General features: G+C 28.4%; 10 protein-coding genes. 1 reads left to right on the top strand and 9 read right to left on the bottom strand.

The annotated features are described in order from the left end of the window. The 9 genes from GFJ41_RS14130 to tsaE form a co-directional block, all read right to left on the bottom strand. Positions 1–2,421, bottom strand: a complete 2,421-nt coding sequence (locus tag GFJ41_RS14130) for a glycogen/starch/alpha-glucan phosphorylase (protein WP_170075684.1) — start codon at positions 2,419–2,421, stop codon at positions 1–3. A gap of 2 nt (positions 2,422–2,423) precedes the next feature. Further along, positions 2,424–3,881, bottom strand: coding sequence for a glycogen synthase GlgA (gene glgA / locus GFJ41_RS14125; protein ID WP_170075683.1), 1,458 nt, complete (start codon positions 3,879–3,881; stop codon positions 2,424–2,426). Between the two features lie 13 nt (positions 3,882–3,894). Continuing rightward, complete coding sequence (glgD, locus tag GFJ41_RS14120) at positions 3,895–5,022, bottom strand: glucose-1-phosphate adenylyltransferase subunit GlgD (protein ID WP_170075682.1); 1,128 nt, start codon at positions 5,020–5,022, stop codon at positions 3,895–3,897. A 12-nt stretch (positions 5,023–5,034) separates the two neighbouring features. Further along, positions 5,035–6,162: a glucose-1-phosphate adenylyltransferase gene (locus tag GFJ41_RS14115; protein WP_206001565.1), complete on the bottom strand. Its 1,128-nt coding sequence runs from the start codon at positions 6,160–6,162 to the stop codon at positions 5,035–5,037. Positions 6,163–6,198: 36 nt separating this feature from the next. After that, positions 6,199–8,106, bottom strand: a complete 1,908-nt coding sequence (glgB, locus tag GFJ41_RS14110; RefSeq protein WP_170075681.1) for a 1,4-alpha-glucan branching protein GlgB — start codon at positions 8,104–8,106, stop codon at positions 6,199–6,201. 375 nt (positions 8,107–8,481) lie between these two features. Continuing rightward, positions 8,482–9,498, bottom strand: coding sequence for a tRNA (adenosine(37)-N6)-threonylcarbamoyltransferase complex transferase subunit TsaD (gene tsaD / locus GFJ41_RS14105; RefSeq protein WP_021428234.1), 1,017 nt, complete (start codon positions 9,496–9,498; stop codon positions 8,482–8,484). Between the two features lies 1 nt (position 9,499). Continuing rightward, positions 9,500–9,958 carry a ribosomal protein S18-alanine N-acetyltransferase gene (rimI, locus tag GFJ41_RS14100; protein ID WP_226890268.1) on the bottom strand — a complete coding sequence of 153 codons (459 nt, stop codon included), beginning with the start codon at positions 9,956–9,958 and terminating at the stop codon, positions 9,500–9,502. Further along, a complete protein-coding gene (gene tsaB / locus GFJ41_RS14095) occupies positions 9,948–10,664 on the bottom strand; it encodes a tRNA (adenosine(37)-N6)-threonylcarbamoyltransferase complex dimerization subunit type 1 TsaB (RefSeq protein ID WP_170075680.1) in 717 nt (238 codons plus the stop codon). Before tsaB ends, rimI begins: the two co-directional genes overlap by 11 nt. Next, positions 10,664–11,116, bottom strand: a complete 453-nt coding sequence (tsaE, locus tag GFJ41_RS14090) for a tRNA (adenosine(37)-N6)-threonylcarbamoyltransferase complex ATPase subunit type 1 TsaE (RefSeq protein WP_170075679.1) — start codon at positions 11,114–11,116, stop codon at positions 10,664–10,666. Before tsaE ends, tsaB begins: the two co-directional genes overlap by 1 nt. 168 nt (positions 11,117–11,284) lie before the next feature. On the opposite strand from tsaE, the gene GFJ41_RS14085 reads away from it, so the two are divergent. Continuing rightward, positions 11,285–12,133 (top strand): GNAT family N-acetyltransferase, encoded by an 849-nt coding sequence (locus GFJ41_RS14085; RefSeq protein WP_170075678.1) that lies wholly within the window; start codon positions 11,285–11,287, stop codon positions 12,131–12,133. Positions 12,134–12,200: the final 67 nt, after the last annotated feature.

Below are 12,200 nucleotides of genomic sequence, written 5' to 3'. Positions count from 1 at the left end.
TTATTTTTTATACCATATATCCTTAGCATATTCATTTATAGTTCTATCACTTGAAAATATTCCTGAATTTGCTATATTTGTTAAAGAAATTTCATTCCACTTATATCTATCTTTATATAAATTATTTATTTTTTTCTGTGCTTCTATATAGTTCTCAAAGTCTCTTAATACAAAAAATTCATCATTATATGTTATTAAAGAATTATATATTTCTCTACCTTCTTCACCTATATTTGGTATGAATCCATTAACTAAATCATCTACAACCCTCTTTATATAGAAATTATTAGAATAAATATCTGCTGCTGAATATCCTCCAAACTTATTGTATTCTAGCACCTGATTTGCTGATAACCCAAAAATTATTATGTTTTCATCGCCTACTTGTTCATGTATTTCTATATTTGCTCCATCTAAAGTAGCTAAAGTTATAGCTCCATTCATCATAAATTTCATATTACTAGTTCCTGAAGCTTCCTTTGTAGTTGTTGATATTTGTTCACTTACATTTGCAGCTGGTATTATTTTTTCTGCTAATGAAACCCCGTAATTTTCTATAAATACTACTTTTAATTTTTCATTAACTCTTTTATCATTATTAATTTTTTGAGCTAATTCATTTATAAATTTAATAACGCATTTGGCAAAGTAGTATCCAGGAGCAGCCTTTGCTCCAAATATAAATGTTCTTGGCTTTATGTCTAGGTTTGGATTATCTAATAATTCATGATATAAATGAAGTATGTGAAGTGCATTCATAAGTTGTCGTTTGTATGCATGTAGCCTTTTTATTTGTATATCAAATATAGAATTTGGATCTATTGATATATTATTTCTTTCTTTTATAATTTTTGATAAGTTTATCTTATTGTTATATTTTATTTTTTCTAGTTCCTGTAATACATTTTTTTCATTCTTATATTTTTCAAGTTGCTTTAGTTTCATAGTGTCCTTTTCCCAGTCGCTACCTATAAGACTAGTTATTAAACTAGATAACTGAGGGTTTGATAAAATTAGCCATCTTCTATGAGCAATTCCATTTGTTTTGTTATTAAATTTATATGGCTCATCCTCATAAAATTCTTTCAATACTTCTTTTTTCAAAATTTTAGTATGAAGGTCTGCAACTCCATTTACACTGCTACTTCCAACTATACTTAAATTAGCCATATTTACATTATTATTATAAATAATAGCCATCTTATTTATTTTTTCACTGTCATTTGAATATTTAGTTTTTAACTTATTTAAATATCTTTTATTTATTTCTTCTATAATCATATAAATTCTTGGAAGTAATTCTTTTATCATTGATATTTGCCATTTTTCCATGGCTTCTGTCATTATGGTGTGATTCGTATATGAAGTGCATTTTTTTGTAATTTCCCAAGCTTCATCCCATCCAAGAGCTTCTTCATCCATAAGTATTCTCATTAATTCAGGTATACATAATGATGGATGAGTATCATTTATATGAATAGCTATTTTTTTATTTAACGTATTAATATTGATTTTATTTTTTTTACACTTTCTTAATATATCCTGCAATCCTGCACTAACTAAAAAATACTCCTGTTTTAATCTTAGCATTTTGCCTGCATCATTAGAATCATTTGGATATAATACTTGTGATATCTCGTCTACGTAATATCTATATTGGAGTGCATCATGATAGCTACCATAGCTGTTTTTTGAATCTTTTAATATTGGTTCAAAATCTTTTCTAGGTATATCTGATTTAAATAGCCTCAATGTATTTATATACTTATTTTCATACCCTATAATAGGTATATCATAAGGTAGAGCCATTACAGGTATATAATTTTTATGAATAGCCTTTAGCTTTCCATTATTACTTACAAGTTCTACTTCTCCTCCAAATTTAACGATAACCGCTTTATTTGGTCTTACAGTTTCCCAAATATAGGATTCTTCTTTTAGCCAATTATCAGGGACCTCAACTTGGTGACCATTTACAAACTTTTGTTCAAACAATCCATATTCATATCTAATACCATAACCATGCCCACTTATTTTAGTAGATGCCATCGAATCTAGAAAGCATGCAGCCAATCTACCTAATCCACCATTTCCTAATGCAGGGTCAGATTCTGCATCTATTAAATCATCCAGATTTATGTTCATAGTAGCTAATATAGCTCTTACTTCCTCCATTACTCCTAAGTTTAAAAGATTTGACTGTAGTTGTCTTCCTAATAAAAACTCTATGCAAAAATAGTAAACTTCCTTTTCCTCTTTTAATCTATTTTCTTTCCATGTATTTGCTATTTTAGATTTAAGAACAGTTACTAATGTATTTAGTAACTGCTCATTGTTAGCTTCTTCAATACTTTGTTTATATAAAAAATCCATTTGATTTTTAAATTCTAGCTTAAATTCCTCCCTATTTATGAGAGTCAATATTACCAACTCCTTTGCCAAACTATTTCATTATACGTTTTTATATATTCATTTGCGGACTTAGCCCAACTACTATCAGTACTCATAGCACTTTTAACTATTTTTAACCATGCACTTTTATCATTTTTATAAGTATCTATTGCGCTTTTAATACAGTAAAACATTTCATGTGCATTGTAATTTGCAAAACTAAATCCATTTCCTTCTCCTGTATATTTATTGAAAGGTTTTACAGTATCTTTTAATCCTCCTGTTTCTCTTACTATAGGTATAGATCCATATCTCATTGCTATCATCTGCCCAATTCCACACGGCTCAAATAAAGATGGCATTAAAAACATATCTGATGATGCATAAATTTGTTGCGCAAGTGCAGCATCAAATGTTAATATAGCCACTACTTTATTTGGATATTTACCTGAATAGTAATTTAACATAGATTGATATTGTTCTTCTCCAGTACCTAAAACTACTAATTGTAAATTTTCTCCTACTATTTCTGGCATCATATATGATATTAAGTCCAATCCTTTTTGAGATACCAGTCTAGAAACTATGCCTATCATAGGAATATCTGGATTAACTTCTAATCCAAGAATTTTTTGTAATTCTAATTTATTTTTAACTTTATCACCTATTGAATTTATATTATAATTGCATACTATATTTTTATCTGTCTCAGGGTTATTTATTTCATAATCAATTCCATTTACAATTCCCTTTAACTTATGTGAGTTAGATTTGATTAATCCATCTAAGCTTTCTCCATAAAACTTTGTTTGTATTTCATTAGCGTAAGTAGGACTTACTGTGCTTACTTTATCTGAATATACTATTCCGGATTTCATAAAGTTGATACCACCGTAATACTCTATATTCCCATCATCTAAATAATGTCTTGGTATAGATAATACATCTTCTATATTTTTATTTGAAAATACACCTTGGTATTGAAGGTTGTGTATAGTATATATAGTTTTTATTTCAGAATATCTTTCATCTTGACTATAATTTTCTTTTAAAAATAAAGGTATCATACCAGTGTGCCAATCATTTAAATTTATTACATCTGGGAAAAAATCTATTCTTTTTAAAGATTCTAGTACCGCATTACTAAAGAAAGTAAATCTTTCTACATCATCGTCATATCCATATAAATATGCATATTCTCCATCTCTTTTGAAGTAGAATTCATTATCTATAAAGTAAAATTTAACTCCATCTAGATCTAGTTCCATTAATCCACAATATTGATTTCTCCATGCTACGTTTACATTGAATACTGCTACTGTTTTCATTTGATCTTTTAAATATTTAGGAATATTGACATACTTGGGCATTATAACCCTTATATCAACTCCTTCTCTTTTTAAAGCCTTTGGAAGTGCATAAGAAACATCTCCCAATCCCCCAGTCTTTACAAAAGGCCAACACTCTGCCGTTACAAAAAGAACTCTCAAAACTTATCCCCCTCTATAAAATCACATTTTTTTCTACTACTAATGGTAGTTTAATATCTCCTTTTAATTCTTTATCTTTTGATATAAATACATTTTTATCTAGTATTACATTATCTAGTTTCACATTTTCTTGTATATTTCCACTTTGCATAACTACAGAATTTTTTATAACTGCTCCTTTTTTTACATGAACTTTTCTAAATATAATACTATCTTGAACTTCTCCTTCTATTACACAACCCGTAGCTACAAATGAATTTTTCACATTAGATGTTTCTGTGTACAGTGTAGGCTGCTCATTTTTTTCTTTTGTATATATCTTTCTATCTGAATAAAATAATTCATTTGCTACATCTACATCTAATAAGTCTTTATTAGCTTCAAAATAGTTTTTAGTAGAATTTATACATTTTAAATATCCTTTATATTCATATGCTCCTATTCTTATCTCTTCTGTATTTTCATTTATACAATCTTCTATATGTGCATATTCACCTCGTGATACTGCATCATATATCATATCTATAAATAAGCTTTTTTTCATGATATACATATCCATCGATATATCTGCGTTCTTTTCTCTTCCTATATTTATTCCCATGCTAGTAATTTGATTTTTATCATTTATATTTAATTTTGTAGTTCCTAAAAAATCTTCATCTGCATTATCTATAGTTTTATAAATAACAGTTATGTTGTTGCCTGACAACTTATGATAGTTTAGTGCTTTTTTATAATCTATATTGCAAATCATATAACTAGGAGATATAAGTACATATTCTTGCTTACTTTTTTCTATATAGTCTATATTAGAAAAAACATTATGAACGTCTCCTTTTTTTATTGCTCTACAAATTTGTTTTTTAGTATTTTCAGGACTAAATACAAATAATCCATCATTCTTTGCTGATAAATCCCAATGGCTACCATTTCCTAAATGATCTGTCAAAGATCTATATTTTTGGTCTGAAAAAATACCTATATTTTTCATACCTGCATTAACCATATTAGAAAGAGCAAAATCTATTATTCTATATCTTCCTCCTATAGGTATTGATGCTACTACCCTTGAATCACTTAGTTCTTTTAAGTTATCACCTTTTCTATTTAAATTAATTATTCCCATACACTCTTTATTCATTTTTTAATCCCCCTATACTAATTCCATAGAAACAACATCAAATTCAGATACTATACTTATACTATCGTCATCACTAGAAATCTTACAATCGTCCTCTATTACCGCACCTTCTCCTATCATAGCCTTTTCTATGATCACATTTTTACCTATTTTTGCATTTGACATTATTACTGAATCTTTCACTATACTTCCCTCTCCTATACTAACTCCATGAGATACAACTGAATTTTCAACAGTTCCAAAAACTCTGCATCCATCTACAACAATAGATTGTTTTACATTAGAATTTTTTCCTAGGTATTGTGGAGGCATAGCCATTGTGTCTGTATAAATTCTCCAATTAGAATCGTTTAAATTAAACCCATTACCCGGATTAATTAAATCCATATTTGCTTGCCACAAACTTTCTATAGTTCCTACATCTCTCCAGTATCCATTAAATTCATATGCATACATACTAGCTTTATCATCTAACATTTTAGGAATTAAATTTTTACCAAAGTCTACGTACTCTTTTTCTGATTTAAAATAGCTTTTCATCTTTGCCCAGTTGAATATGTAAATTCCCATTGATGCTAAATTACTCTTAGGATTTTCAGGTTTTTCTTCAAATTCATATATACTTCCATCTTCATTTGCATTCATTATTCCAAATCTACTAGCTTCATCCCAGTCAACTTCCATTACCGCAATTGTTACATCTGCATTTTTTGATTTATGTTCTTCTAACATATCGCTATAGTCCATTTTATAAATATGATCTCCCGATAAAACTAAAACATATTCTGGATCATAGCTATCTATATAATTCATATTTTGGTATATAGCATCTGCTGTACCTTTATACCAGTTTCCTTCTTTTTCATTCATATATGGTTGAAGTATTGATAATCCTCCATTTCTTCTATCTAAATCCCAGTGACTTCCTATCCCTATATGCGAATTTAATAATAAAGGTCTATATTGCGTTAATACTCCAACTGTATCTATACCTGAATTTGAGCAATTGCTCAAAACAAAATCTATTATCCTATATTTACCTCCAAATGAAACTGCTGGTTTTGCTATGTTTTTAGTAAACACTCCTAATCTTGATCCTTGTCCCCCTGCTAATATCATTGCTATCATTTCTTTTTTCATAATTTACTCCTAATCCCCCTACTAAATTAATAAAATTTATAATATATTTATATTTTTACCTTTTATAAAAGTAGCTCCCATAGGTGGAACCTTTATATTTATAGAATACTGTTTATTATGCCATGCTATATTTTCTGATTCTAAATCTATACCCTTCATAGTTTGTCCTGATCCCCAATATTCTTTATCATCACTACTTAAAACTTCTTCATAAACACCCTCATATGGCACTCCTATCCTATATTCAGGATGAAATACTGGTGTGAAATTTAATACTCCTATTATAAAATCTTCTTTCTTCTTACCTTTTCTCATAATAACAATTACACTTTGATCTATATTATGAGGATCTATAAAATCAAATCCTGAGTTATGTTCATCTATTTCATACATAGCTTTTTCATTTTTGTATAGTAAATTCAAATCTCGTGTATACGTTTGCATTAATTTATGTGGTTCATTCATTAATAGTTCCCATTCTAATCCATATGCAAATCTCCATTCTAATCCTTGTGCAAATTCACATCCCATAAATAATAATTTTTTTCCTGGATGCAACATCATATAAGCATAAAGTAATCTTACTCCTGCAAATTTTTGCCATGGATCTCCAGGCATTTTATCTAAAAGAGATTTTTTCCCATGCACAACTTCATCATGAGATAATGGAAGTATAAAGTTTTCAGAAAAAGCATACATAAAGGAAAAAGTTATTAACTCATGATGATGCTTTCTATATATAGAATCCATTTCCATATATTTTAACGTGTCATTCATCCATCCCATATTCCACTTACTATCAAATGCTAATCCACCTTTGTACGAAGGTCCCGATACCATTGGCCAAGATGTGGATTCTTCCGCAACTATAATTGGATTTTTTATCTCCTTATGAATAACTTCATTAAACATTCTTAAAAACTCAATAGCTTCTATATTTTCTCTACCACCGTATTTATTAGGTTTCCAAGGACCTATATCGTAATCTAAGTAAAGCATGCTTGCAACCGCATCCATTCTAATACCATCTACATGAAACTTTTCTAGCCAATAAATTGCATTAGATATTAAGAAACTTTGCACTTCAGGTTTTCCTAAATCAAAATGAGCTGTTCCCCAACCAATATTTTCAGCTTTCAACTTATCTTCATATTCAAATTGAGGTGTTCCATCAAATTTATATAATCCATGATCATCTTTACAAAAATGACTATATGCAAAATCTAGAATTACTCCAATATCTTTTTTATGGCATCTATCAATAAATTTCATTAAACTAGTACAATCCCCATATCTACTAGTAGGACTATAATATCCTATGGTTTGATAACCCCATGATTCATCTAATGGATGTTCTGTTATTGGTAAAATCTCTATATGTGTATATCCCATTTCACATACATAGTCTATTAATTCATATAGTTCTTCATAACTAAAAAATTCTCCATCCCATTTTCTTTTCCATGATCCCAAGTGAACTTCATATATATTCATAGGTAAATCCTTGTATGTTGTCTTTTCTCTTTTTTCTATCCACTTTTTATCCTTCCAAGAATAATTGTCTATATCAAATACAATTGAAGCTGTTTCAGGTCTCATTTGCGAATAAAATGCAAAAGGATCAGATTTTAACTTACTATTACCGTTTTTATCTACAACATTAAATTTATATAAATCCCTAAAATCCATTTTAGGTATAAATATATTCCATATTCCACTCTTATCTAAATTTTTCATAGGATGGGAGGTTTTATTCCAATCATTAAATTCTCCAGATAAATATACTTGATTTGCATTTGGCGCCCATACTGTAAAAGTAACTCCTTTTTCTTTTCCCTTTTGTACTTTATGCGCTCCCATAAATTCATAACTTCTAAAATGTTTCCCCTCTTTAAATAAATTTATATTATAGCTGTTAATTATATCCTCATATTTCTTCAACATAAAATCCCCCATCTTTAAGCATATATTAAATGTATTTTAAAACCGATTACTCGCTTATTTTTAATTATATATTAACTTTTACTTTATTATAAAAAGTATTGTTCTAAAAATTTAGACGATGATAGCTACAAATTTACATCATTCAATCTATTAATCCTTTTTTGTATATATAATTACAAAAATATACATTTTTATAAACCAAAGAAAACATTTTCCCAAATTGTGTATACAAAAAAATCGGAGTTAATCCAAAACATTATTTACCCAAAAGATACAATTGTAAATTTTAAATACCTTTAAAGCTTCATTTTAGCTTTGGTAGTAAAATTTATAATTGTATCTGAGCGCCTAAAGTTTTGAATCACTCCGATTTTACTACTGACCTATTTTTAAATTAGGAACAGCATTTAAACTCATATCATTAATTTTTCCGTTTATAAAATTATAATATCCAGCACAACCAATCATAGCCGCATTATCTGTACATAATATAATTGATGGATACTTAACTTGTATATTTTGTTTCTTTGCCATTAAAGTTAACTTTTCTCTTAATGCAGAGTTTGCAGCAACCCCTCCCGCTAATGCAACTGTGTTATATCCTTTTTCTTTAGTTGCCTTTATAGCTTTTGTTGCTAAAACTTCTACTACGGCTTCTTGGAATGATGCTGCAACATCTTCAACTATTATTTCTTCATTCTTCATTTTCTTAGCATTTAAGTAATTTAAAACTGCTGATTTTAATCCACTAAAACTAAAATCATATCCTTCATCCATACAAGCTCTTGGGAAGTCTATTGCTTTTTTATTTCCTTTTTTAGCTAATTTATCTATTATAGGTCCACCTGGATAACCTAGATTCATAGCTCTTGCAATTTTGTCAAAGGCTTCTCCTGATGCATCATCTTTAGTCTTTCCTAAAATTTCATACTTACCATAGTCTTTAACTTCTACTAAGTGCGTATGTCCACCTGAAACTATTAAAGTTATAAACGGTGGTTTTAAATTTTTATCTTCTATATAATTTGCACTTACGTGTCCTTCAATATGATTAACTCCAACTAAAGGAATATCTAAAGTATAAGCTAATGCCTTAGCATATGAAAGTCCTACTAAAACAGCTCCTACTAATCCTGGTCCATGAGTAACCGCGATATGATCTATATCATCAAAAGTTACATTTGCTTCATCCAATGCTTGTTGTACTACCATTGGTATATTTTCTATATGTTTTCTAGATGCTACTTCAGGAACAACTCCTCCAAATTTTTTATGTAATTCTATTTGCGTAGAAATTATATTACTTAAAACTTCTCTTCCATTTTTTAAAATTGCACATGCTGTTTCATCACAGCTAGATTCTATAGCTAATGTTATTATATCTTTTTTCATATTACACCTCTTTTAATTGGCTCCACATTATCATTGCATCTTCTTTATTGTCACTATAATACTCTTTTCTTATCCCTGCTAATTTAAATCCATATTTTTTATATAAATTTTGAGCTACTCCATTAGATACTCTAACTTCTAATGTCATTGCAAATATGTGATTTTCTTTGCATTTTTTAACAAGATGCTTGATAAGTTCATCACCTATCTTTTGTCCTCTAAAATCACTATGTACAGCTACATTTGTTATATGACCTTCTCCAGCTATAAACCATATACCTACGTAACCCACAATCTTTTTATCAATTTCTGCTACTAAATAATTAGCAACATCATTTTTCATCTCTTTTTCAAATTCACCTTTAGACCAGTAATGTTCAAAGCAATTCTTTTCAACTTCAAAAACTCCATCTACATCACTGCTTATCATATCTCTTATTATTAAATTATTATTTATCATTTTCTAGCCTCTTCATTTTTTCCTCATACTGAACTTCCGCTTGAGACTTTCTTATGTACATCGGATTTATAGTATAGCAATTATGTACATCTACATCTTTTTTAAATTTAATTCCAGCTACAGCACATAAACTACTAGCTTTACTTACATTGTTAGATACAGCTGCTATATAACAATTTTTAACTTCATCAAGTTTTTCTTTATATAAATTTGTAGCTTCTCCAACAATAATAAACTCTTCATTTGATTTAGATAGTTCATCTACTAATTCATCTATTGTAACTACTTTTACAGCTTCTAATGTTTTGAATTCTCCATTTTCAAATCTATATTTTCCTGTGTACACTTGGTTTCTTTGCGCATCTAGTATAGGACAAATTACTCTCTCACAAAGATTCATGTTGAAGGCTAAAGATTCTAGTGAATCAACAGATATTATTGGTAGGTTTCTAACTTGTGATATAGCCTTAGCTGTAGCCATAGAAATTCTTAATCCTGTAAATGATCCTGGGCCTATGCATATAGCTATTGCATCAATATCTTTTATATTTAAATCACTTTCTTTTATCATTGATTCAATCATAACCATTAGTTTTTGTGAATGTGTTTTTTTAGTATTCACTGTGTATTCACATATTAACTTATCATCTTCTACAATACATACACTTGTTGAGTGTGTAGCTGTATCTATCCCTAAAATTTTCATTACTTAGTCAGCTCCTTAACTATTTCTTCATACTTTTCTCCTTTTGGAGTTAGTATCATTTCTCTTCCATTTTCTTTATAGTTCATTTCTATATATAAATATTCGTCTGGTAGTATATCCTCGATTAAGTTTGCCCATTCAATTATACAAACTCCATCTCCATTTATATACTCATCAAATCCTATATCATACATTTCATCACTACTTCCAATTCTATACACATCAAAATGGTATAAAGGCATTTTCCCTTCATATTCATTTACTATTGTAAAAGTAGGACTAGTTATATAATCATCTACTTCTAAAGATTGTGCTAAGCTTTGAGTCATAGTAGTTTTTCCTGCACCTAAATCACCTATTAAGCATACTACACTTCTTGGTGTTAAAAGTTTACCTAATTTAAATCCTATAGCTCTTGTTTGCTCTTCATTTTCTAAATATATTTTAATCATCTATATCATCTCCATAAGTAAGACTTGTTTATCTAAATTGTTAACGTAACAGATATTATTATATTATAACAAATTACTATTATAAAGCCTTACATTCACAAAGTTTTTATTATATACCATATATTTTACAACTTATGGTAATATTATTTATTAAAAGGGGTGATATTTTTGAATTATAAAGTTCTAACACACGATGATTTCGATGATATAGTAGATATATCTCGAAACATTTGGGATGGACATGACTATTTACCCAAAGTCTTTCACAAATGGGTTGATGATAAAGAAGGTTGTTTTATTGGATTAGTTAAAGAAGGTAAAGTTGTAGCAGTTGGTAAGTATACAGTTTTACCAGATAGACAAGGATGGCTTGAAGGACTTAGAGTACATATAGATTATAGGGGACAGCAACTTGCCCATGCTATTTCTGATATGCTATTTAATTTAGCAAGAGAAGATTTAAGAAATAATAAAATAACTAATATAGCAATGTGTACTCATATAGACACTCAAGCTAGTATAAAAATGATGGAAGCTAAGAATTTTTATTTAGCTCAAAGTTGCTTAATAGTTTTTAAAGATTATGATTTCATAAAAAAATCTAACTTAAATTTATCAGATTTTAAAGTTGAAAAATGGAATATTTCTTATGAAGAATTTAAAAATCTCGATTATTTTAAAACTTGTAATAGTAAATTAACTTATGGATTTACATTTTTAAATATTTGCGAAAATATTTTTATTGATTTAGTTAAAAGTGATTCTTTATTAATAGTTAATGGTCATAAATGTATTATAAAAATGAAAGGATGTCCATCTATTATATGCATAGATAACACATTTGAAGGAATTAATGATGCTACTAATTATTCTTTGCTGAAATATAAATCAAAAGAGGCTGAAATTTATATAACAAATCCATATGATAATCTTATAAATCAGCTTAAAGAAAATAATTTTGAATCAATGTCTAATTTTAAAAATGATTGTGTCTATTATGTTTACGATGAAAAATAAAATTCGCTTCGCTTGAGCGACTTCGTCCGTTGCTCATAAAAAAGGAGATATATCAAAATAGGTAGTG

The organism is Paraclostridium dentum (genome assembly GCF_012922555.1).
GTDB classification, from domain to species: domain Bacteria; phylum Bacillota; class Clostridia; order Peptostreptococcales; family Peptostreptococcaceae; genus Paraclostridium; species Paraclostridium dentum.
Note: the sequence above shows the minus strand (reverse complement) of the source record. Positions and strands in the feature narration are given on the sequence as shown.

What these genes read in the sequence shown, in the direction of transcription:
- GFJ41_RS14115 (WP_206001565.1), bottom strand. Translation starts at nt 6,162, where the DNA reads ATGAAAAAAGAAATGATAGCAATGATATTAGCAGGGGGACAAGGATCA.
- tsaD (WP_021428234.1), bottom strand. Translation starts at nt 9,498, where the DNA reads ATGAAAAAAGATATAATAACATTAGCTATAGAATCTAGCTGTGATGAA.
- glgD (WP_170075682.1), bottom strand. Translation starts at nt 5,022, where the DNA reads ATGAATAAAGAGTGTATGGGAATAATTAATTTAAATAGAAAAGGTGAT.
- rimI (WP_226890268.1), bottom strand. Translation starts at nt 9,958, where the DNA reads ATGATAAATAATAATTTAATAATAAGAGATATGATAAGCAGTGATGTA.
- tsaB (WP_170075680.1), bottom strand. Translation starts at nt 10,664, where the DNA reads ATGAAAATTTTAGGGATAGATACAGCTACACACTCAACAAGTGTATGT.
- glgB (WP_170075681.1), bottom strand. Translation starts at nt 8,106, where the DNA reads ATGTTGAAGAAATATGAGGATATAATTAACAGCTATAATATAAATTTA.
- tsaE (WP_170075679.1), bottom strand. Translation starts at nt 11,116, where the DNA reads ATGATTAAAATATATTTAGAAAATGAAGAGCAAACAAGAGCTATAGGA.